Genomic DNA, 24,322 nt, shown 5'->3' with positions numbered 1-24,322 from the left:
TTATGTTCGACCAAGAAAGAAAAACCATTGATCACATCGACCGTCAAATCGTCGCTCTCTTCGAACAACGAACCCGAACTGTCGAAAAAGTAGCGGCGATTAAATTCGCCAATCAATTACCAATTCTTGATGCCTCTCGTGAAGACCAAGTCATCAAAAAAGTCCAGTCTTACTTAACAGATCCTTCACTCAAAGAAGACCTGGCTGAATTATACCTAGAACTCATGCGTCTATCCCGTCGCCATCAAGCAGACTGGATCAAGCATCAAAAATAAGGACACAAAAGAGTGCGACAAAAGTGGCAGTAACCACTCTCATCGCACTCTTTTGCATTTATTGACCGATAACCTTTCACACAATAATCGTATTCTAGCTCATTTAAACAAATCTTCTATTATTCATCAGTCAACCGCTTTGCGAATCATATCATGAGGCTTAACCGGGAAGTCCACCTTCATGGTTAAAATCTCCATAGGATGAGGCGCATCAGGTACTGACTCTCCTTGATCATTCCACAAGGGTCCCACTTGACTATAATGATGACGAAATCCCGGACCATAAAATTCGATCTCATCGCCCGTCGCAAACTTATACCGTTGTTGAATTTTAGCTAATTGCGTCGTAGGATCATAATCCAACACCTCGGCAACAAACCGATACTGAGCAATCTGACGAGGAGGACCAAAAATTTGTTCATTCTCCGTAGGACGACCATAGTAAAATCCTGTCGCCAACTCTCGTTGAGCCGTCTTCCATAATTCCTCAATCCATTCAGGATCTACTTGATAATTATCTGGATCCTCAAAATAGGTATCGATCGCCTTACGATAGACATTGACAACTGTTGAAACATAATGAATGGACTTCATTCGACCTTCAATCTTTAAGGAGTCAATCCCGGCATCAATAATATCTGGGATAAAATTAATCATCGATAGATCCACCGCTGACATAGCAAAAGGTACTTCTTGACCTTGACTATCGGAATCTAGCATTTCTTTATCCCCATAAATCGGCAAATCATAAAGCCCATACTTCCAACGGCAAGATTGACAACAGCCCCCTCGGTTAGCGTCCCGATGAGCCATATGATTAGATAATGTACAGCGACCCGAATAAGAGATACACATAGCACCATGAATAAACGCTTCAATCTCAACATCCGTATTGGCTCGGATTTCTTTCACTTCATCCATCGAGACTTCCCGCCCCAATACACAGCGTGTTAAGCCAGCATCCTGCCAGAAGTTTAAGGTCTCATAATTGACGGCTGACTGTTGCGTTGACAAATGCATCTCTAAGCCTGGTGCTTGACTCGCACAAATCTGCATCAAGGCTGGATCTGAAATAATAACAGCATCGATACCAATGTCTCTCAAGCGTTTAAAGAAATCGCCAGCCCCTTGTTCATTCCCCTCATGGGTCACCATATTCGCTGCTACATAGACTTTACGACCACGTTCATGAGCAAAAGCTACGGCCTCTTCCATTTCTTCATAAGTGAAGTTCCCTGCGCGACTACGCAAGCCATATGCTTCGCCTCCAATGTAGCAAGCATCCGCTCCATAATGAATCGCAATTTTTAATTTTTCTAGCGTGCCTGCTGGCGCTAAAAGTTCAGGTTTTTGACCTTTCATTCGACTCACTTCCTTTCAAATGATTATTTCACTAGGCCAGGCTCATGCAAGAAAAAGCCTGTCCCTAAACTACGGTTAGTTGGGTGATGCGCTTGGATACTTGCTTGCCATTGATCTAGCAATGCTTGATCCCATTCACCGGATTCAAGTGCTTGAGCAGCCTCTTGATAGACTTCAACAATCGCCACAAAATCCGATCCTGGACAATACAAACCGTCTAAAAACCAGTGATCAACCGAAGCTTGCTGCAATTTTGGTAAATACTCCAGTAAGTTCAGGTCATCATTGGCAAAAATATGTGTTCCATGATCATCCTGATAGATGGAATAATGGGTTTCTGGCTTATTCGGTTCCGAAAGGAATAGATGTCGCCCTTCATAGGTCGCAGCATCATGACCCACATAGGAAAAATAATTGGTTAGTAATTCACGACGACTTTGGTGAATACAGGCGGATCCATAGACTTGATAAATCAATGGAATCTCAGCCCCTTGGACCATTTCTTGCAATTCAAACAAAGGAACTTCGTGGGCTACCATGGAAGCAACCGCCCCATACTTAGCCCAAAAATTAACCTGCCCAGAGGAAGTCACCAAGACCGCTGCATCATAAATATAAGGCATACGATAGGCGTCTTCTTTTAAAATCTGAATTAAGCCGGTATCTCCCACTAACAACTTGTCAGCTCCCGTTTTTTTAACAGCAGCCAAGAAAGGACGGGCCTTTTTAATTTTTTCATTATGGAGAATCGCATTCGCAGCAACCACTACTTGCGTCCCTTTTTGATGGGCATAGTCACACACTTGCTTCATCTCTTCAAAGGTAAAATGGCCAGGAATCCGAAGGCCAAATTCAGCTTCACCGATAATCACTTGTGAAACACCCAAATCCACTAGGGCATAGGCTTGTTCTAGCGACTCGGCACTGGTAATTAATTCAATCATTAGACTCTTCTTTCTTTCATTGTGATTCTTCATCCACTAAGACAAAACAAAGACATTATATCATGACCGCATTGATATGCAAAACCTTCTTCACGACGTCGACCTATATTAGACTAAGACGCCATGCCCCGGCTCAATTTCTAGCCACTTGGTTCCAAGTTGAATTGGGGCTAATTCACCGTCATCCTCATTCATACGCCGTTCTTTAGCTCGTCTAGGATCAGCAATCGGAATCGCACTCAAAAGTCGCTTGGTATAAGCGTGTTGCGGATTCGAGAAAATAGCTTCAGTAGGTGCTACTTCAACGAGTTGCCCCTGATACATAACAGCCACTCGCTGAGAGATTGACCGTACCATGGCTAAATCATGAGAAATAAATAAATAGGTTAAATGTTTGTCTTTTTGCAATCGCATTAATAAATTAATAATCTGAGCTTGAATTGATACATCTAGCGCTGAAACAGGTTCATCACAGACCACAAACTCGGGATCCAAGGCAATCGCTCGGGCAATCACAATTCGTTGTTTTTGACCTCCAGAGAATTCATTAGGCTTTTTGGAAAGATCAGCAGATCGAAAGCCCATTTCTTGTAAGATGGCTCTTGCGCGCTTTAAAGCCTCCGCTTTAGGATAGACTAACAACAACGGCTCAGCCACAATCGAAAGAGCAGACAAATGGGGATTCATGGCTGACGAAGGATCTTGAAATATTATTTGAAAGGCTCGACGCCGACTCAATTCTTCACGCAACTTATCATTTACTTCTTGCTCTTTATAATAAAGCTTACCGTCAGTTGCTTGCTCCAAGCCTAGAATAACCTTCCCCAAAGTCGACTTACCCGATCCCGACTCGCCCACTAGACCTAGACATTCCCCAGTTTGAATGGTTAAATTAACATCTTTTAGGGCATGAACTTGGGCTTGTAGCTGACCAAAAAGATTCTTTTTTTGATAAGTCTTTGAAATCTTCTCTAATCTTAACATCTTACCCCTCCTTCAATACCCGATGACCGGGCTCAATCTCGATCAGACGACCGGCTTTTTCTGCTTCTGACAGACTAAAAGAAGTCATACTATATAATTCTTCGCCATTCACACCGCGAGGAATCGCCTTAATCAGTTCCTGAGTGTAAGCATGCGCTGGCCGATAGAAGAGATCTTCCACACTACCTTCTTCAACAATGACCCCATCGAATAGAACTTTGACCTCATCACAAACTTCCGCCACCACCGCCAAGTCGTGAGTGACTAAAATGACACTTAGATCTTGTGTCACTTGTTTCTTTTGAATTAAATCCAAAATCTGCTTTTGAATCGTTACATCTAAGGCAGTTGTTGGCTCATCAGCAATTAAGAGCTGCGGATCTTTTAACAGGGCTAAGGCGATCATAACCCGTTGACGCATCCCACCTGATAATTCAAAAGGAAACTGCTTAGCCACCTGTTCAGGATGGTTAATACCTACCGACGCTAATTCCTCAATAACACGATGATAAGCTTGATCTTTTTCCATGGGATGATAGCGATCAATCACTTCTAATAAATGATAATCAATCTTACGAAGTGGATTAAGTGAAGTCATCGAATCCTGAAAAATCATCGAGATTGGCAACTTCAATAAATTTCCCGTCACCGCTTGACTATCAAACTGGTAACTCGAATAATGAGCCTGCAAAGATTCAGGTAACAATCCCATTAGAGACCGCATGGTAATACTCTTGCCCGAGCCAGATTCACCCACCACTCCAGTGATCTTATTTTTTGAAAAATGCGTCGAAATACCATGGACCAACTCACGCTTAGCCATAGCTTTCTTATTTAAATGAATGGTTAAATTTTCAATATCAATAATCTTCGTCATGGATTTCCTCCATTTCATAGACTGTTTGAATCAATTGGCCTAACTGATTAAAGGCATAGATCGTCAACATAATCAGTAGACCCGGAATAATGGCCATATGAGGGGCACTTTGCAGAGAACTCTGAGCATTTTGCAGCAAAGAACCCCAAGATGCGTGCGGAGGTTGTAACCCAACGCCTAGAAAGCTTAAAGAAGATTCTGTCATAATAGCCGATGCAATACTTGCAGTTGCTGCCACCAAAAGCGTTGGAAAAATTCCCGGCACGATATGCTTCATCATAATCTTCCATGCTGGCACCTTAATAAATTGAGCATAGATCACATAATCACGTTCCCGCATGGCCAGCGTCTCTGCCCGCATCAAACGGGCAATGCCCATCCAAGAAAATCCCCCAATCACAATAATGATGGAAGTTAGCCCTGGCTTCATAAATACACTTAATACGATAACCAACACTAACCATGGAATCGATGACAGAATATCAACCAGTCGCATCAGGAACGAATCAATCCAGCCTCCATAATAACCCGAGACTAAACCTACAATCAAACCAATTAAACTCGTCGCGATCATCGACACAAATCCTACAAATAAGGACACACGACCACCATAGAGCACCCGAATAAAATAATCGCGCCCTAACTCATCCGTTCCAAACCAATGATCTGCCGAAGGCCCTTGCATCATTGAGCTAACATCTGTTTGATTCGGATCGATCCCCAGAAAGGGAGCCAAGACCGCCAATAAAATAAGCACAGTTAATAACACTAGAGCCAAGCCATATCTTGGATTCAAACGAATCGCTCGTTTAATTTTTCTCATCATGCAGACTGACCTCCTTGCCGAATACGCGGATCCACAATCGTATAAAGAATATCTGCCAATAGATTTCCGATAATCACCAAGCTTGCCGATAAGAGCATCACAGCCATGATGACAGGATAATCCAACTGCTTAGTCGCACTCATGAAATAAGGTCCCACGCCTGGCCATTGAAAGATCGTTTCGGAAATGATCGCCCCGGTTACTAACATCGGCAGCGCAAAGCCAATTTGAGTCACTAAAGGCAAGAGGACATTTCGACTAATATGTCGCCGAAAAATACCCGACTTTGAAGCACCAAGGGACTTTTGCACTTGAACATAATCTTCATCCAATTGGCCTAAGGCCGACGACCGGATATACCGAGCTAAATCTGGGAAAATAGCCACCACTAAAACCAAGTATGGCATAGTAAAGTGTTGCAAAAAATCAACCCAAGAATCCTCCTGGCCTACCGAGTGCATTCCCACAATCGGAAATAAGTCTAAACGATAACCCAAGAAGTAAATCATCAACATGGCAAACCAGAAAGGCGGCATGGAAATTCCTAAAGTATTAATATTATCTAACAGATGATCCAACCAAGTTCCTCGATGACTTGCTGCCCATAAACCTAATATAATTGCCAGAATAAAAGCTGTCACATAGGCCGGCAAAACCAGTGAAATTGTATTTGGAATACGCTGGGCTAATTCCTGAGCAATGGGCTTTTGACTAATAATTGACACACCAAAATCCCCTTGTAAAATATTCTTAACCCAATACAGATACTGCATCAAAAATGGCTTATCTAATCCATGTTTGGCTTTAAGCAACTCCACCTGATGAGGTGACATATTTGGCGTCGTTATCGCATCAATGGCGTCAAAAGGTGCTAAATAAATCAACGAAAAAACAATAAAGGAAATTACAATCAATAAAGGGATGATCTGTAAAATCCGCTTTAGAATATATCGAAACATAAGATACTCCTTTGAAATGGACAAGCGCATGAGGAATAGAGCCACATGCGCTTATCACTGATTATCATTAATTGAGGGTTAACTTAGACATATCTTCCATGGTATAAATCGGAACAAACTTCGCTGCTTCTACATTACCAATGCGCTTATTGACCGCAAAAATCCGTTGATTATCAACCATTGGGAAGATAACTGCAGAATCAGCCACCTCTTCTTGCAATTGGTGATAGATCTCTTGACGCTTGTTATCGTCTAATTCTTTTGCCCCTTGTTCGAAGAGTTGGTCTACCTTCTCATTGGCTAGATTAAAGGTGTTATAAGAACCATCTGACTTATATAAAGCGGCATAGAAGTCTGGATCGGTCCCCATAATATAGCCTCCGATAAAGAGATCATAATCTGTTTGATCATCTTTAGCCAAGGTTGAATAAAGACTGGCTCCATCCACACCCTTCAATTCTACCGGAATCCCTGCTTGTTGCAGATATTGTTGGATCAAAGTAGCTTGAATGGTTTGATTAGGATCATCTGCGGTATAACCGAGAGTAAGATTAACTTGACCGGCATCCGATTCGTTTAACAAGCTCTTGGCTTTTTCAAGATCTTGTTGATACTGCTCTACCTCATCCGTGTAATAAGGATTATGAGGAGGTAGGAAAGAATATACATTATTGTAGTATTTAGAATCTAAATAGATCGCTTGATTTAATTCATCACGGTTCAACGCGAAGAAAATAGCTTGACGTAATTTTTGATCCTTAACGGTGTTTGCGTTGACCCCAATGTAACCTACTCGGTTTTCTGAATAGGGATAAGTAGCAATTTGGCCAGCGTCAAAATCTGCGATTTCCTTTGGCATAATAATCGCTGCATCAACTTCCCCTTTTTGCAAGGCAACTTTCTTAGTGTCTGCATTAGCAATAATTCGGAAAACAATGTTCTTGATGTTAACAGGTCCTCCGTAATAAGATTCGTTGGCTTCAAAAGAAAGGTATTCGCCACGACGATATTCTTTTAATTGATAAGGGCCTGTTCCCACCGGTGCAGCCTTTAATTCATTCACTGAAAAATCTGCTTCCTGCTCAAAAACATGCTTAGGCATGATGTAAGTCTCTGTGGCGATACTATTAACCGCTGCCGCATTAGCTTCTGGTAAGTGGAAGACCACTGTATGATCGTCCTTGGCTTCAACTTCTATGGCTTGATCACCAATCCAGAGTGAATCGGCATTTCCATTAGCTTTATCTGCCTTTTTCTCATAGGTGAAGACAACATCCTCAGCTGTAAATGCTTGGCCATCTGACCACTTAACATCATCTCTCAAGCTAACCGTAATCGTCTTGCCATCTTCAGACACTTCTAAATCCTTGGCTAACTCATATTTTTGACTCCCATCCCCTTCGACGCGGATTAAGGGTGAATAGATCATATTAACCGTTGTTAAACCCCAACGATCTGAGACGGTAACCGGATTGAGTGACATCGGATCTCCATCAATGGCATATGTAAAAGTGTCTTCCTGAGCACTTATCGGCATCAAAGGTGCCAATACCATTAACAATAGTCCCAATAAAAGTATTAATTTATTTTTCTTCATAATAGCCTCCTTATACTTTTCTATACACTTGAATAATCAATCATTCAAGCAGTGGTTTTATTGTACATAGAATCCATCCATGGGTCAAATAAAAGATCTTAAATTACAGATAAAATTTAAAAAGAGGCAATGACCGATTGGTCATGCCCCTATAACTCTTCCTCTTGAGGTCTAGCCCCTAAGTAGCATACTTTATTGATCGATTACAACATGTGTAAGTAATCCTCCCGTACTATGAATTAAACAGGAGTAATTTCTGTAATACCGCCCATATATGGCACAAGTACCTCTGGAATTTTGACACTGCCGTCTGCTTGTTGATAATTTTCTAAGATAGCTACAACGGTCCGCCCTACAGCAAGCCCTGAACCATTCAAGGTATGCACATAATGCAGCTTATCTTGATGGTCACGGTAACGAATCATGGCGCGACGAGCTTGGAAGGCTTCGGTATTCGAGCAGGAAGAAATCTCTCGGTAAGTCGCTTGACCCGGTACCCAAACTTCTAAGTCATAAGTCTTAGCCGCTGAGAAACCAAGATCCCCAGTACAAAGATTCACCACCCGATAAGGTAGGTTCAATGCTTGTAGAATTCCCTCAGCATTCGCAATCATAGCTTCTAACTCATCATAAGAGTGATCAGGATGTGCGAATTTAACCATCTCAACCTTGTGGAATTGATGCATCCGGATTAATCCTCGAGTATCCCGTCCAGCTGATCCAGCTTCAGAACGGAATGAAGGTGACATAGCAGTGAACTTAATCGGTAAGTCATCCTCACTTAAAATTTCATCGCGGTAGTAATTGGTTAAAGGCACTTCCGCCGTTGGAATTAAGACATAATGACGGTCATCGTTCACCAATTCAAAGGTATCTTCCTTGAACTTCGGATATTGACCTGTTCCAAACATGGAATCCTGATTGACAATATAAGGGGGGATTACTTCGATATATCCCTCTTCTAAGTGCCGGTCTATCATGAAGTTGTATAAGGCCCGCTCCAATCTAGCACCTAAGCCCTTGTAATAAACAAAACGTGCCCCAGTGACCTTACTCGCCCGGTCAAAATCTAAAATACCCAATTTTTCACCAATGTCCCAGTGATTCAAGGGTTCAAAGTCGAACTCAGGTTGTTGACCCCAGCGCCGTACTTCTTGATTGTCTGCCTCATCTGCCCCTTGTGGGACTGACTCATGGGCTATATTTGGTAAGCGATGTTCAATATAGGTCAATTGGTCTTCGACTTCATTTAATTGACCCTCTAAGGCAGAAATTTCTTTGCCTAACGCTTGCATCTGACTGATCTGCTGGTCAGCATCTCCCTTTTGCCGTTTGATCTGGGCAATTTCTTGTGAAACTTGGTTCCGTTCCTGCTTCATCGCTTCCAAATCGACCAGAATCTGACGTCTTTTTTGGTCTAAATCTTTAAACTCAGCTAAAGTTTCTTGCTTGACCCCTCTTAAACTTAACTTCTGACTTACTTCTTCTAGATTAGCTCTTAAATATTTACGATCTAACATCCTACTTCCTCCTTTTTTAATCAAAAAAGAGACCCTCCCAATATTTGGGACGAAAGGTCTCTGATTCCGCGGTGCCACCCTATTTTAAAAGCCTTGCTTTTACACTCTGATCATAACGGCGACGACCGGCTTTACTTAAATTTATTTCGTAAAGCAGTTAAGATTTGTGGATTCCTCAAGGAGCTTGGATGGCTTTCATCAACCGCCAACTTTCTTCAACAAGCACGCTTAAATACTAGTCAAATCACTATTACCGACATTATATTAGAGTTTGATGAAAAAATCAAGCCCTGACCCACTCATTTATCAAGCTACCAAGCCATGCGACGTGATTTTTCCGTATCACGGTAATGATGCAAGGAATCCAAGCCTTGAAAATCCTGTTGGCGCAAGGCTTCATAAATAATGATATTGGCCGTATTGGAAAGATTCAAGGACCGAACATGCTCATCGTTCATGGGTATCCTTAGGCATTGATCCTTATGGGGTTCCATAAACTCTTCCGGTAGACCCGTCGTTTCCTTACCAAAAAGGAAAAATTGTTCAGACACTGAGGGGTCCGCTAAATTTGCTTGAGAATAGACCTGCCTAGCAAACTTAGAAATTAAAAACAAGGGGTGTGAACCCACATAATCCATAAAGGCAGGTAAGCTCTCATGATAAATAATATCCACCTTATCCCAGTAGTCTAGACCTGCCCTTTTTAACATTTTGTCGGACGTGGAAAAACCAAGGGGTTCAATCAAATGCAGACTGGTATTAGTTGCCGCACAAGTCCGAGCAATATTCCCCGTATTGGCTGGCATCAAGGGTTCAAATAATGCGATATGATTCTTCATGATCCATCTCCTTTTTCTTTATCTTGCAGGACGCTTGTCTTGTAAACGTTGAATCGCTTGAGTCATCTCATCGATAATCGCTGGTTGATCTTCTTTAGCTCGTTGATCTTCAATTAATTGTAACAAAGCAGGGTTTTGCTGACCTTCGATAAGACTTAATGCATAGGCTGCCGTTGCCCGAATGACAGGACGCGGATCCTCTTCTAATACTCGCATCAACAAGGGCATACTGGTACGGTCACGATAATTAGCTAAAGCAATAATGGCATTTCGTTGAATCGGCTTCTTACCCCGCCAAGCCCCCGAGAGATGACCATACTTCGCCTTAAATTCCTTATTCGTCAAAAACAAGAGATCCTGGAGCACTGGCCGAACCACTTCAGCATCTGGCTCCATCTCTGGATGCAAATGACTATCCACTCCCCGATTATAGGGACAGGCCATCTGACAGATATCACAGCCATAGATGACATGGGTCATTTTACGGCGAAATTCTAAAGGCATTAAGTCCTTAGTCTGGGTCTGGTAAGACAAACACCGCCGACCATTAATTTGCCCCTCCCCTAGGAGAGCTTGAGTTGGACAAGCCTTAATACAGCGATAACAATCCCCACAACCGTTAGGTATCGGATCATCCGGCTCGATCACCAAGTCTGTCACTATCTCTCCCAGATAAACATAAGAACCAAATTCTGGCGTAATTAAGAGCGTATTACGCCCCACAAAACCGATCCCTGCTCGTTCAGCCACCGCCACATCTGACAATTCACCGGTATCCACCATGGCTTTAAAGCGCGCATCGGGCACTAATTCTTCCAGATAAGCAATTAACTGCGACATCTTATCTCTTAGGATTGTGTGATAGTCAATCCCCCAGGAAGCTCTCGCAAATAAACCTCGTCTTGGCCCTTTTCGATCTTCTTCAATCACCGGTACAGCAGAAGGATAGGCTAAACAAATCGCAATAATCGATCTTGGTTTGTCAAAAATCCGATCAGGATATATTCGCTCCTCTAAGATAGGGTGCTCGAAGCCGGTCGAATATCCTCGATCTATCTGCTCTTGATATTTAGCCTCAATCGACAAAAAAGGAGCGGCATCTGTAAAGCCGATCTTATCGATACCAATAGCCTGAGCCTTGGCTTTAATGGCTTGCTTCAATTGCTTTGACTCCATCCTTTTGCCCCTTCCTTTAAATCTTCTTACTTAACAAAAAAGCCGTGACACAAGTCACAGCTTTAATTTACATTTTGATGATGCTTATTCTTCGTCTTCTTTTTCACCAATTACTTCTGGTTCAGCTGCTTCTGATTCTTCATCTTCAGCTGGTTCTTCCGTTGGTGCAATGACAGAAACAATAGTTTCTTCAGCATCTTCTAAGATTTCAACTCCGGCAGGTAGTTCTAAATCAGAGATTGACTTAGTATCACCAATTTCCATGCCTTTAACATCAATTTCAAACGCATTTGGAATATTTGCTGGTGTTGTTTCAATTTCGATCGTATTGAAGACTTGAGCTACAATACCCACCTTAACCGTTTCTTCGTTAAGAAGAACCAATGGCACTTCAACTTGTAATTTTTGATTCGCTGAGATGGCTTCTAAGTCGATTGAGTAGAAATGATCTTTAAGACTTGCTTTTTCAAAGTCTTTTAAGATTACTTGTTGAGTTTTGCCATCAAATTCCACATCAAACACGGCATTAGATCCTTCAGCTTTTAATAAAGCTTCAAATTCACGTGCAGATACTAATAGAGAAGTGGCTTCTACTTCTTTACCATAAAGCGTTGCCGGAATCTTACCTTCACGACGTGCTTGCTTGGATGCACCTGTACCTGTTTTTGTTCTTAATTCTGCTTTAATTGACATATATAAAACTCCTTTGTCTCTTAGTCTAGTAGAATGCTAATTCTTAATTTTTTGCACACCAGCTATTCTACCAAAAATCACTGAAGAATGCTAGTCTATAATGAAAATAAAGCCTTTTTTCTTGTATAAAAGGGCAAATGGCCGGCTCTGAAGCTATCTGGCACCTCCGCCACCGCCTCCAAAAGAACCACCACCACCGCCCATACTGGAAAATCCACCGCCCCCTGATGACATGGACTGAGTAATGGTATGGCTACTGGTTGCTTGATGGTAAGAATTGTTCATTAAACGACTCATTAAATAATAGTCTGCATAAGTAAATTGACGCCCGTTATAACTATAGGTTGATTCCTTCATATAATCAGGGTTCAACTTAACAAATTCCTGCTCCACTTGGTCAGCAATTCCTAAAGCGCTGGCATAGATTAAAAGCTGATCCCATAATCCGACATCTAAAGCATGTCGTTCATTAATCAAGGAGAAGTCCTTCAGATAGTTGTAGAATTTCACCCATTGATCCCGCATCTCAAAACCAGACTCAGTGAGTTGATAGCCCACTTGTTGACTGGCTCGTTGGAAATCAGCTGACTTATCTGCCTTTAAGCGCAGTCCCTCGAGATAGCCATCAACTTGAAGCCTGGCTTTTGAATCCGTCTGGCATAACTTTAAGAAAGATTCATAGTCTTGGTAATTTTTGCGGATGTAATTCTTTAAGTCTTTCTGTCTGAGACGGCCTTGATCATCACTGGCAGATATTAATAAATTCCAGAACGCTATTAAAGGCTTCGCGGTAAAATTCGTCTGATTGGGATCCAAGACAAAGGCCAATTGCTTCTTATTAAACAAGCCCTCTTCGACTTCTTCCAGGCTTAAAGCTCCAGCCTTCACTAAGGTTAAAATACAGGCTGTTGCGTAATTCTCCTCCAAGTCAGCAACTGAAAGATTATCCAATAATTCATAACCCATAAAGACATCTTCTCCCGGAGCTTGACGTTCATATTGTCCTTCAAGTTCTCTTGAGCGCGTCTCTAGATCTGGATAGTACTTCCTCAGGGCACGACGATTATTAATAGTATTAATAATCGTATAAATAGCCGTGACCCCTGCCAACAAGACCACTCCGCCAATCATCCAAGAAGCTGAGGAATCTTCCTCTGAGGCCTGCATACTTTTAATGTCATCATAAGTTGCATTCGGATCATAGTCCTGATAATTGTAATCCGACCCTTGGAAAGCCTGTTGAACATAATCATCAAAAGTCTCATCTAGAGCTTGTTGAGTGGCATAAGTCTCACTAGGGATTCTCACCAGTAAGATGCAAGCATCGCCTTGCTGCAAGGGCTGATCATTCCTAGCTTCAACTCTGCCTTCTTTAAAGTCAACCCGACCCGAATAGCCAAAGGCCCAGATTCGGTTAGTCTCCAAACTCAAGGGGTGATCGGCACTGGAAATCGTCACCGAAAAATTCTCCGGAGAATCTGCTAGATCTGGACTTACAAACTGCCAGTAGATCATCTGATCCGTCTGAGTCTGCATCACAAAATTCTTAATGCGGTAGCTTAACTGATAAGTCTGATTGCCTTCCTGGCTAATCCCCCAGTTGAGCTCTTGCCCATTTTGACCGCTCTTAAAAGCTTTCTCTTCAAAGGAAGCATCCAGATCCCAATCGTTACCGAGGGAGTCAAAAGTCCGTCCATTGAGACTCACCTGAAAATCTTCTACAGACTGATTGGAAGCTAATTCAATGGCCTTATACAGCTCTGTATAGCCCTCCGTTCGAACTTGCCAAGTCTCTTGAATGTCAGCCGACCCGTCCGCTTGGAGTTCGACTTGAACTTCAATCCGTTTAATATCCAAATCAGCAGCATAAGCAGTCTGAACCGCCCACAGACAAAAACACGTCAGTAACACCAGTGGCCAAACTAACTTAGAACGAACTGACAACGAAGGTCTGGGCCGGCCTACCATTGAGGCATCTCCGTTTTTTCTGGGCTTGCCTTGAAATATTCTTCTGCTTGGAAGCCCGTCATCCCCGCAATAATAGATTGAGGAAAGACCTTAATCATCCGATTAAAACGAGTGACCGTATCATTGAAGATCATCCGTGATTGTCGAACATTATTCTCATATTGATTTACCGAATCCATGGTCGTTTGATAGACTTGAGACGCCTTCAAATCAGGGTATTGTTCAACGACGACATCAATCGACCGTAAAGCCTTTTGGAATGCATAATCATCCTTGACTACATCTTGTACTGAGGAATGACGATCAATTCCTGATCTTGCCTTTACAATTTGAGTTAGCGTTTCTGCTTCGTGACTTTGGTAATTTTTAGTGGCTTGCATCAAGTTGGATAAGGCATCCCAACGCGATTCAACTTGGGCTGCAATTTGAGCCATGGCATTATCGACCATCTCATGTTGCTTGATAAAGCCATTATAAACACCCACACCCCACAAAGCGATCAATACAATAATTCCTAAAACAACAAATAATGCTATCATACAATTCCTCCTCATGTTTTAAGCTATCTTTATTTTACTGGAAATTAATCCCAGGTGCTAGAAAAAAGTCTAATCATCTAGTTGCTTGTTTAAAAATAACCCTTCAAGTCTATTAACTTGAAAGGTTACCTCTGATAAAAAGCTTATTTTTGGGAACTGATCGATACTTTTTGAACAGCTTGATCTCCTCGTGAAGCAGCAGCCATTAAAGCTTGAGCCGACTCCTTATAATCCTTAACGGTTTGGCTAGCCCCTGCAATGGCATCCACTTCCTGATAAGGATTAGCTAAAAAGTCACTATCCAAAGCCTCAATCACTTCCTCGAGATCTATCCCCGTCGCCTGCTTCATTTGAAGATTATATTCTTCACTCTTACTGATTTTATTGTGCTTTTGATTAAAATAATCAAAGTCAGATGCTTGAACTCTGCCGTCCTGGACAACAATCACATGATAAAGCTGATTGCCTTGCTCATTTTCTGGCGATAAGGCCTGATAACGTCCATCCTTCAAGGGGGTATCTTTATCTAGGAATTTTATCGGACTTTGGGTCGTTTCCACGGCCTCTTCGATCCTTGGAAAGTCAGACTGACTGGTAGTTGTTGCTTCGAGTGATTGAGCTTGAGTATCTTTAGATGTCTCAATCGAACTAGTCAGCTCTGTAGAAGCTTTCGGAGACTTAGGCGACTGATCCGACTTAGCCTCTTGGGAACAAGCAGCTAAGACCCACATAGAAGTAAATAACAAGGTATGCTTTAACCAATGACGCTTGCTTTGCATTGAATCATTCTCCCTTCTATACCACGCCTAATTGTAACAAACCTTCCACTACCTTCTCAAAAGAGGCAATATCAGCGCCAAAGGCATAATTCAGTCCGCCACCATAACGCAAACTTGCTTCTTTACATTGACTGAAGATATGAGTCATAATTTCTTGAAGTCGTTGATCTACCTGGTCCGGCTTCATAGGCAGTCGAGCCGCATTTTGGCACATCTCCAATCCTGAAACAGCTACCCCTCCTGCATTACTTGCCTTACCTGGAGCATAAGGAATCTCTGCTTCTTTAACCACTCGACAAGCTTCTGCCGTTAAAGGCATATTCGCTCCTTCAGCTATAAAGCCAAGCCCCTTATTCAATAATCGCTTAACTTGTTTATGATTCATCTCATTTTGAGTCGCACATGGAAGGGCTATATCCGCTTCAATCGCCAAGTCCCAGACTGATTGTGCTCGTACCTGAGCTTGAGGGTGTCGCTTAGAATAATCAGCCAAGTTTGCCTGCGGATCATCCCGCAGCTGAATTACAAGCTCTAAATCAATCCCCTTAGGATCATAGATGGCATAATCAATATCCGATAGGGTGACCACATGTGCCCCTAATTCTTGAGCCTTACGGCACGCATGAGAGGCGACATTTCCTGCACCTGAAATCATTACCGTCTTTCCGGCTAGATCTTGTCCTGTTTCAGCTAACATCTGTTTTAAGAAATAGATTAAGCCATAGCCAGTCGCAGGCGGACGCGATTCATTTCCTCCTAAGATCACTGGCTTACCGGTTAACACTCCTGGTTTAGGTCCCTGTAGCCGTTTGTACTGACCATAAAGGTAGCCGATCTCACGACCTGCCACGCCAATGTCCCCAGCAGGAACATCAAGATCTGGACCAATATGACGGTATAATTCCGTCATAAAGCTTTGACAAAAGCGCATAATCTCCTGATCTGACTTGCCTCGCGGATCAAAATCAGCCCCACCTTTACCGCCTCCCATAGGAAGACCTGTCAAGGCATTCTTAAAGGTCTGTTCAAACCCTAGAAACTTCAATATCGATAGATTTACCGAAGGATCAAAGCGGATTCCTCCTTTATAAGGTCCTAAAACCGAAGAAAATTGGACCCGATAACCGGTGTTCACCTTAACCTTTCCTTGGTCATTAACCCAAGGCACCCGAAAACTAATTGCTCGCTCTGGTTCCACTAGACGCTCCAAAACTGCTTGGTCTTGATACTCAGGATGGAGATCAATCACCGGTTCAATTTCATTAAAAAACAAGTGTACCGCTTGAAGAAATTCCCTTTCATGGGGGTATTTTTGACTTAAGTCTCGATAAGATTTATTAAGATAGGTATTTTTCATTAAAATCCTCTTTCTCTCCAGATTCACTCAATCTACTATTATTATATTTTTTACAATCTTAACAAGCAAGTTATAAATGAAAAAGCCCCCAAATGATGTCCTTAATGGGCAAATCTTTTGGGGGAAATAATCATCAATTGATGATTATTAATTAATCTTTTTCATCGGATGAATCCTTGGAACGAATCAATAAGACAAGACCTACCAAGAAGATCATACCAGCAATCGCTGATAAAGTTCGTGAAACATCTTCCCCAGTTCCAGGTAACCCTTGTTTAGGCTGACCCGGTTTAGGCGGTGTCGGCGTTGATTGAGTCGATTCAAGCGTCGTGGGTGTTGTCGTCCTTTCTTCTGTACTAGTGGTCGATTCACTTGTCGTTGTTGATTCGGTCGTCGAGGTTGACTCCGTCGTCGAAGTCGATTCACTTGTCGTTGTTGACTCGGTTGTCGAAGTTGACTCACTTGTCGTCGTTGACTCGGTTGTCGAAGTTGACTCGGTTGTCGAAGTTGACTCCGTCGTAACTGTTGTTTCTGTGGTTGTTTCTTCTGGAACCTTTACATTTTTAACAGTAATTGGATCGACTGGTTTATACTTAACTCCTACACTTTGATTTGCTGCTAGCATAATCTCAAATGGAGGAATTGGTTGATCATTCATTTGATAACCTGAAGGAGCTTGAATTTCTTCAAAATGATAGATTCCTAGAGGTAAACGATCAAAAATAATTTCACCTTGATCACCTGTTGTACGAATAACAGGTTCCATTAAAGTCACGGTAAAGGAACTAGATAAGTTGCTCTGTTCCATTGAAGTCTCAGTCATCGATTCTTCTTCTACAGACGTCACGCTTGTTGTACTGGATGTTACCGTAGTGACGCTCGTTGTACTTGTGGTTGAAGCGACTTGAAGTTGGGCTAATTGAACTTTCAACTCAGAGATTTGTGCTTCTAATTCCTTCACTCGAGCCTGACTTTGATCCAACTCAGCCTGATTAACAATAATCTCTTCATAGGCTGGAGAGGTTGCTTGATCACCTGCATTAACTTCCATTTCTCCCGTTGGTTCTTGACTCGTTGTCGATATCAGTCGTTGTTCAATAATTGGTTGAACCTGTTTTGCCGCTTCCATTTGAGCTTCTAATTCTTTGATTTCTTGTTCAAGCTGAACAAGTGCTGCATTAGTCTCTGAATCCACTTCGGCCGAGGTGGTCGTTGTAGTAGTTGAACCTGTGCTTGAACTTGTTGTTTCTTCACTCGTTTCTTTTGAATCAGTCATTTTAACTTCAATCATAATACCCGAAACATTTCCTGCTTCATCTTTAAGATAATGAGCGATTAATTCAAAATCTTTTGATTCTTCAATAGTCGATTCTACCTTGGCATTCGTAAGATCCAACTGATACGAACCCGCTCCTAAATACACTTTAGTCCGCATGGATTCATCAAAAGCAATCTGACCATCATTTAAAATAGGATCCACTGTTTGACTTTCGGATCCGATCACTTGAATACCCGAAACTGATTGAACCTGTCCAGTAGGATCATCTAAATAGAATGGGATCGCTGCTTTATCTTGAACCAACTTAAACTGAGCCCCTTTTAAGGCTGCATTGGTGTCCGCATCTACCTTATATAAGGTTACTAAGCCTTTAGGTGAGTCTCCTACCGTATTGACAAAATTAGGTTCTTCTACTGTTTGTCCTTCTTTAGAATAAATAGCGGTTAGTTCCATCTTATCATCGACCGTCACTGTCAATTGATAAACCGATTGATCATAAGACATACCTATTTCCCTACCTGAACGCTCACGAATTGTATAGTGATAAGTTCCTGGTTGGGTATATTCTAATTCCTTGAAGGTCACTTGACCAGCCGCCGTATTTGTTGCGGTATCAATAACTTTGTCATCTTCCAATAATTGGAAAGTAAACTCGCTCTCTTTTAACTCGCGACCACTTAAGGTCTTCATGGCTTGAGGAACAAAATTAGCCTTCACTTGCTCAAATTTATTCTCAAAAGTAGCCTGGTCAGCTGCTTCATTATCCACCATGTAACTAGCTTGCAAATCAAAATTATCCGTTACTTCCACCGTTAAAGTATAAATACGTTCGTCATAGGTCAAGCCCAGCTCTGTCGATTCTTCGGGCTTTACTTCTTTAATCTGATAGCTGTAAGTCCCAGGTTTCGTAAACTTAAGCGTCTTAAAGGATACCTGACCTGAAGCCGTATTAGTGACTGTGTCAATGACTTGACCTTCCTGTAATAATTGGAAAATAAACTCGTTATCCTTCAATTCTCTACCAGTCAACACCTTAGACACTACCGGCGTATAATCCGCGGACTTGATCTTATTCACTAGTTCATATTCTAAACTAGCTTCTGTTAGATTCGCCTCACGCACTTCTAATTTAAATCCAGGAACCTCGTCTTCAACAAATGAAATTTCAGAGTTTTCCAAATATTCTGGATTTGGAAAATCATCAATTGTGGCCGTCCAACCTTCTGATTTCTTAAGAACAACAGTATCCGTATGTCGACCATTAATTAACACTTTAATCGTAATTTGCTCAGGGATCGTGACTCCTTCAGGAAGTTGATTTGGATCGAGAGGGTTGCCATCTTGATCTACCCACTTTTTAGCCAATTTCAATTGGAAGTTTCCTTCTTGACCGAAGATTAACTTTCCATTATTGGTAATTCCGCCACCTGAAATTCCTAGATGACTCGCCTTATTACCCATAATAAATACTTTAGCCAATCTCTCTGCTAGAAACTTCGAGTCTTCTGATGGTACTGACTTATAACCAAGAAATCCTCCCATGGCCTTATTATATTCAAGCGGTTCTCCAGGATTATCCGGATCAAATCGAGGATCTTGTTGACCAACTTCATAATTCACATGGATACCTTGGATCGAACCATCCTTATACCATAAACGATGACCGCCACCTAAGAGTCTAGAAGTAATCTCAAGACTGGGATTTTTAATATCTTTTTGAATATTAACAAAGTCATCTCCAGCCCCTAAGTATTTGCCTTGGTTAGCATTACCAGCCTCATTATCATAGATGGCAACTCCTTTATCAATGTGGGTGATTGTCTGTCCCGTTGGGCAATTCCAAACACCCCCACCTTGCATACTCGCTGGTTTTGATTTACCACCAACGCCGATTCCAATTAAGAAAGGTTTTTCAACTCGGTTATCCTTAATTAAGGTATTATACATTCTTAGCGTCGAAAAAGTATCATTATAGATTGCTCCACCGCCCCAGAATCCCGTTGCTTCATTGCCCTTAAATTCTCCGGCATGAATTTCCGTAATTCCAACGTCTTCTGCAGCATCTTTACTCTTAATTAGCGCTAGAGCTCCACCAGATTTTGATGATTCATTATTGGTATAGCTACCGCCATTGATCTTAGTATAACTATCTGCAATAAAGAGAGCACCACCTGCTCCATTGGCCTTATTATGATTAAATTGACCACCATCGATGGTTAGTTTAGACCGACTTAAAGCGTAGAGTGCACCACCTTGGCCACTATATTCACCATTCGTATTATCCTCAAAGCTTCCATCTTTCATTTGGAATACTCCGTTATCAATCGCCACTGCTCCGCCACGTTCAGCCGAGTTAGCCTTGACGATCCCTTTGTTCATCGAAATGGTTCCACCTCTAGTGTAAACGGCACCACCATAGGCATACCTTGTGGGATGAAGGGCTTGATTATTACTAATCTCGCCATCATTGATGGTAATTATTGAATCCTTATCCCAAGAGCTAATCGCTCCACCAAATTGCAGACTCTTATTCTGACTGACTTTCCCACCATCCATCACCATGGACCCTTTTTTGATGGTCACTACCGAATATTCGGTATTATCACTATCGGCTAAAGCCTGCGCTTCATTTCCAGAGATCTCTCCTCCAGATAAATGCAAGTTTCCGCCCTCCACAGAAATAATCGATCCCGGTAACTTAGTATCCTTAATCCCACCATTAACAATGTTCAATTGTCCTTTAACTTGAACTTGTGCATTGCTGACAGTAGGTCCATCAATCGTCAAAGTCCCTCCTTCTTCTACTACAATCGAATCAAGACCTTTTCCTTTTAAAATTCCTGATCCCACTAAGTGAAGAGTTTGACCCTTTCGAACCACCAATTTATTACTGGCTTGTGAGCCATCGATGCCTTGTGATCCAACAGTTAATGTTAATTCTGAACCTTCAGTACTCTCACTAACTCGCTTGACTAAATCTCCCCAAGAAGATAATTCAGATGTCGTCTCAGCTGCATAAACCCTTGAGATCCCATGAGGGGGTGTGATTTCTGTTACAGCCTGTCCGGGATCAAGCGAACTCGCTCCACTGGATCCTGCTAATAATAGGGTGGCCAATAGCCAACGCCCCATTGTCTTAATATTCATAATAACCTCCTATAACTCTTTCATTCCTACCAATAAGCTATATCCCAAGTATACTCCTAAAAAATATATAATACTAGTTTAAACTAATTGTCATAATAGCCATCAAAAAAACGATTGCTAAGCAATCGCCAATTTTTTTGATACCTAATGCAATAGAATCCCAATCAAAACCCCTAAATAATTACCTACCACATAACCAAGTGTCCCAACCAAAAGAGCAGGTACAATTAGATCTCCCCAGCCCTTAGAAACGGCCATGGCTGCCGCTGTGGTCGGTCCACCAATATTAGCATTGGAAGAAAGCATAATCTCTTCAATACTGAACTTAAACAGCTTACCACAAAGCAACGTCCATAAAAGATTGGTAAAGACCATGATCGCTGCAAATAAGAGCAATAGTGGCGACTCCGAGAGAATCAAAGATACCGATGCAGGAGCTCCAATCACCGCAAAAAAGAGGTAGATTAAAAAGGTTCCTAATTCTTGACTACCATGAATGGACTGCATCCACTTGGGACAAAGAGAAGCTAATAAGATAGTAAAGGTCGTTATTAATAGGTACTTATTCCCAAAGAAACTCTTAAGCACTACTGACCAAAAATCTTGACCGATAAAACATCGCCCAATATAGTTAGCTAAAGTCGAAGATAGTGCCACAATCACTAAGGACAAACTGACTGTTAAGGCAATATCCTTCAGGGAAATATCCTTGGGGCTCCAATATTTAGCGGCCATAGTCTCCTTCGCTGACTGGTCTTGGGCGGTCATATCCCGGATCTTATCGATATGTGGATGAGCATAATGATGCTGAATCCAATTCAATCCTGGTAAGGTAATAAGTACAAAGAAATATAGAGCCATCAAGAGATTATCCGCCACCATGGCAGCTGAGGTAGTGGCAGCCGGAACTTTATAGGCCGTTGATAAAGCCACAAAGTTCACCCCACCCCCAATATAAGTTCCAATAAACATGGGCACAATATCGTTTAATTGTGGGATCAGATCTCGAAGCATAAAATAAGCCAACAAGCCACCTACAATCGTCCCCAGACTTGACAAGAGGAAAATCAACATTAAGCGCCCCGCTCCTTGTTTAATAGACTTCAGGTCAGCGGTGAATAATAACATGGGTAAGGCCAAGGGGACAATATAATCCCATACCGCATCATAGACCGGTGAGCTAGCTGGAATCACCCCCACATTCGATAGTACTAACATCATTAATAAGGCGATGATGGCTCCAGTCACCTTGCTAGCCCAGTCATATTTTTGCTCCAAAATAATCGCGATCGTGGCACAACCTGCAATAATTGCCCACAAAAACCATATATTATCGGCATGAATCAACGAATTCAATACTATCCTCTCCTTCAATTAACAAAATCGAGCCCTCAGTCAATTCGCTTCAGACTCGATCTCTTAATCACTATCAATCATATCAAAGGTTTAGCCATTAAACATATTGCTCAATAGACCATCAATGCACTCCTACCATTCTATAACAAAAGGCTCCTTTAGAAAAGTCCCAAAATAGCATATAAAAAAGCCAGCCGAAAGGCTGGCTGGTCATTCATTATTCAGCTAATTGATAGTCAAAATGATAACCAAAGTCTTCTGCTTGATAGCAATCAAGTGCTTGTCCATCCACTTCGGCATAGGGATAACCAAATTGGTTAACCGGACCAGCTTCTTGTTCTGGATTCAAGGTTAAGTCACGCCCTGTTGAAAAGGCAACCCGCATTGGATCTAAGTTACCATAGTAATAATCATAATAAGTCTTGGCTTCTGGACTCGACTTATCTAATTCTTTATTTAAGACCATCTTAAGCACATCAGCAACATCAATCGCTACCCAACCTGTGCCTGGTTGATAGTATTCTGCCCAACAGTGTTGGCTACCAGTTACATCACCATCCTCATCCTTCATCCGAACACCAAAGACTTCGCGCGAAGGGATTCCTTGAGCCCTTGCCAAGCCAATAAAGACAGAGTGAATATCGGTACATTTACCATCCAAACTAGCAATCGAATCAAGAGCATCTCCTGTACCACAACCGATAACATCATCATTACGGACCATATTGTCAAAGATCCATTTGTAGATAGCTCTTACTTTATCTTCTACCGTTGCATCGTCTTTGGAGATTTCGTCTGATAATTCTTTCATTTCATCGCCAATCGGTACTAATTTAGACCCTGTTAAATACTGAGCAAATTCTTCCTTATCAATCGCTTCTTCTTCTTCCTTAAATTCTGGTTTATCCACACGTTTGCGAGTTACATCAAATGAATAAGTCAACTTGCGATCTTTTTGATCGGCTGGCCATTCAACATAGATCATCTTATTACCTAATTCATCTTCCGTCACTTGATATTCAACTGATTCATCCGATACTTCAATCTTCACATTAGAGATTTCTTGATAATCATTCGATTCTGCATAAGGAATCCAAAGACGTACCTTATCCTTGGCTTCATGATGAGATAAATCAAATTCTTGCACAAAGTGTCCTGAATGCTCTTCAGGGAAATCCACTAAGGAAGCTGTATCCGAATCTGTCGATTCATTCGATATCTCTTGGCTGGATTCTGCTTCATTAGATGATTCTTCTTGCCCATAGATTAGGGGATTCGATACTCCCGTCATCAATAAGCTAGCAATTAAGATCGAGGTCATTAATTTTTTCTTCATAGTCCGCTCCTTTAATAATAATATATATAATTAGTCTAACATTCACTTGATCTTATGACTATGAGTATTAGGGATTGATATAAAATATCTCAACTTATCAAACATTCTGATAATCTCCTTGCAAATCATCGACTTAATTTGAACAAAAAAATGAGCCAAGCAACCATTGTTGCTTAGCTCATTCCTAGAACTATTGTTAGTCCATTTTAATCTAACAATTATTCTTCTTCTTTTTTACGACGTTGAGTTGCGATAAGTCCTAGTCCAGAAAGAATGGATAGGGCAGCCGCTCCAAAGAGATGACCAGATACCTCACCAGTTTGAGGCAATGTCGTTGCTTTTTCAACTTCTCCTGTTGATGGATCATTAGCAGGTTTCGTTGGAGCTTTTGGATCTTCCTCACCTGGTTTTTCTGAATCTTTCGGATCTTCTTCACCTGGTTTACTTGGATCTTTTGGATCTTCTTCACCTGGTTTACTTGGATCTTTTGGATCTTCTTTACCTGGTTT

20 protein-coding genes and 1 other annotated feature are annotated in these 24,322 nt (G+C 41.7%); of the genes, 1 reads left to right on the top strand and 19 read right to left on the bottom strand.

Going from position 1 to position 24,322, the window contains the following annotated elements; genetic code table 11:
• The first annotated feature begins 2 nt into the window (after window positions 1-2).
• Complete coding sequence (locus HMPREF9706_RS08510; RefSeq protein WP_006908969.1) at window positions 3-275, top strand: chorismate mutase; 273 nt, start codon at window positions 3-5, stop codon at window positions 273-275.
• 126 nt (window positions 276-401) lie between these two features.
• On the opposite strand, the gene HMPREF9706_RS08505 is transcribed toward HMPREF9706_RS08510, so the two are convergent.
• The 19 genes from HMPREF9706_RS08505 to HMPREF9706_RS09230 form a co-directional block, all read right to left on the bottom strand.
• Entirely contained in the window at window positions 402-1,637 is a 1,236-nt protein-coding gene (locus HMPREF9706_RS08505) for a peptidase U32 family protein (RefSeq protein ID WP_006908968.1), read from the bottom strand.
• Window positions 1,638-1,660: 23 nt separating this feature from the next.
• On the bottom strand, window positions 1,661-2,581 hold the full coding sequence (locus HMPREF9706_RS08500; protein WP_006908967.1) for a peptidase U32 family protein: 921 nt from the start codon (window positions 2,579-2,581) through the stop codon (window positions 1,661-1,663).
• Window positions 2,582-2,689: 108 nt separating this feature from the next.
• Window positions 2,690-3,565: an ATP-binding cassette domain-containing protein gene (locus HMPREF9706_RS08495; RefSeq protein ID WP_006908966.1), complete on the bottom strand. Its 876-nt coding sequence runs from the start codon at window positions 3,563-3,565 to the stop codon at window positions 2,690-2,692.
• Between the two features lies 1 nt (window position 3,566).
• On the bottom strand, window positions 3,567-4,442 hold the full coding sequence (locus tag HMPREF9706_RS08490) for an ABC transporter ATP-binding protein (RefSeq protein ID WP_006908965.1): 876 nt from the start codon (window positions 4,440-4,442) through the stop codon (window positions 3,567-3,569).
• Window positions 4,426-5,268: an ABC transporter permease gene (locus HMPREF9706_RS08485; protein WP_006908964.1), complete on the bottom strand. Its 843-nt coding sequence runs from the start codon at window positions 5,266-5,268 to the stop codon at window positions 4,426-4,428. Before HMPREF9706_RS08485 ends, HMPREF9706_RS08490 begins: the two co-directional genes overlap by 17 nt.
• Window positions 5,265-6,227 carry an ABC transporter permease gene (locus HMPREF9706_RS08480; RefSeq protein WP_006908963.1) on the bottom strand — a complete coding sequence of 321 codons (963 nt, stop codon included), beginning with the start codon at window positions 6,225-6,227 and terminating at the stop codon, window positions 5,265-5,267. The genes HMPREF9706_RS08485 and HMPREF9706_RS08480 overlap by 4 nt, the downstream gene beginning before the upstream one ends.
• A 67-nt stretch (window positions 6,228-6,294) precedes the next feature.
• Complete coding sequence (locus HMPREF9706_RS08475) at window positions 6,295-7,824, bottom strand: ABC transporter substrate-binding protein (RefSeq protein ID WP_006908962.1); 1,530 nt, start codon at window positions 7,822-7,824, stop codon at window positions 6,295-6,297.
• A 239-nt stretch (window positions 7,825-8,063) separates the two neighbouring features.
• Window positions 8,064-9,344, bottom strand: coding sequence for a serine--tRNA ligase (gene serS / locus HMPREF9706_RS08470; RefSeq protein WP_006908961.1), 1,281 nt, complete (start codon window positions 9,342-9,344; stop codon window positions 8,064-8,066).
• Between the two features lie 42 nt (window positions 9,345-9,386).
• Window positions 9,387-9,596 (bottom strand) — a binding site (T-box leader).
• 59 nt (window positions 9,597-9,655) lie between these two features.
• Window positions 9,656-10,183 carry a tRNA (cytidine(34)-2'-O)-methyltransferase gene (locus HMPREF9706_RS08465; RefSeq protein WP_006908960.1) on the bottom strand — a complete coding sequence of 176 codons (528 nt, stop codon included), beginning with the start codon at window positions 10,181-10,183 and terminating at the stop codon, window positions 9,656-9,658.
• Window positions 10,184-10,201: 18 nt separating this feature from the next.
• A complete protein-coding gene (gene queG, locus HMPREF9706_RS08460; protein ID WP_006908959.1) occupies window positions 10,202-11,359 on the bottom strand; it encodes a tRNA epoxyqueuosine(34) reductase QueG in 1,158 nt (385 codons plus the stop codon).
• An 84-nt stretch (window positions 11,360-11,443) separates the two neighbouring features.
• Window positions 11,444-12,052, bottom strand: coding sequence for a 50S ribosomal protein L25 (locus HMPREF9706_RS08455; RefSeq protein WP_006908958.1), 609 nt, complete (start codon window positions 12,050-12,052; stop codon window positions 11,444-11,446).
• Between the two features lie 153 nt (window positions 12,053-12,205).
• Window positions 12,206-14,020 (bottom strand): DUF2207 family protein, encoded by a 1,815-nt coding sequence (locus HMPREF9706_RS08450; protein WP_006908957.1) that lies wholly within the window; start codon window positions 14,018-14,020, stop codon window positions 12,206-12,208.
• On the bottom strand, window positions 14,014-14,559 hold the full coding sequence (locus HMPREF9706_RS08445; protein ID WP_006908956.1) for a LemA family protein: 546 nt from the start codon (window positions 14,557-14,559) through the stop codon (window positions 14,014-14,016). The genes HMPREF9706_RS08450 and HMPREF9706_RS08445 overlap by 7 nt, the downstream gene beginning before the upstream one ends.
• A gap of 143 nt (window positions 14,560-14,702) precedes the next feature.
• A complete protein-coding gene (locus HMPREF9706_RS08440) occupies window positions 14,703-15,338 on the bottom strand; it encodes a hypothetical protein (protein ID WP_006908955.1) in 636 nt (211 codons plus the stop codon).
• Between the two features lie 16 nt (window positions 15,339-15,354).
• Window positions 15,355-16,701: an NADP-specific glutamate dehydrogenase gene (gdhA, locus tag HMPREF9706_RS08435; protein WP_407918971.1), complete on the bottom strand. Its 1,347-nt coding sequence runs from the start codon at window positions 16,699-16,701 to the stop codon at window positions 15,355-15,357.
• Between the two features lie 145 nt (window positions 16,702-16,846).
• A complete protein-coding gene (locus HMPREF9706_RS08430; protein WP_006908953.1) occupies window positions 16,847-21,121 on the bottom strand; it encodes a Spy0128 family protein in 4,275 nt (1,424 codons plus the stop codon).
• Window positions 21,122-21,265: 144 nt separating this feature from the next.
• On the bottom strand, window positions 21,266-22,477 hold the full coding sequence (locus HMPREF9706_RS08425) for a DUF819 family protein (RefSeq protein ID WP_006908952.1): 1,212 nt from the start codon (window positions 22,475-22,477) through the stop codon (window positions 21,266-21,268).
• Window positions 22,478-22,694: 217 nt separating this feature from the next.
• Window positions 22,695-23,813, bottom strand: a complete 1,119-nt coding sequence (locus HMPREF9706_RS08420; protein ID WP_006908951.1) for a transglutaminase-like domain-containing protein — start codon at window positions 23,811-23,813, stop codon at window positions 22,695-22,697.
• Window positions 23,814-24,031: 218 nt separating this feature from the next.
• Window positions 24,032-24,322: LPXTG cell wall anchor domain-containing protein (locus HMPREF9706_RS09230; RefSeq protein ID WP_006908950.1), on the bottom strand; the 291-nt coding region annotated here is incomplete at its 5' end.

The organism is Facklamia hominis CCUG 36813 (assembly GCF_000301035.1).
GTDB classification, from domain to species: domain Bacteria; phylum Bacillota; class Bacilli; order Lactobacillales; family Aerococcaceae; genus Facklamia; species Facklamia hominis.
Note: the sequence above shows the minus strand (reverse complement) of the source record. Positions and strands in the feature narration are given on the sequence as shown.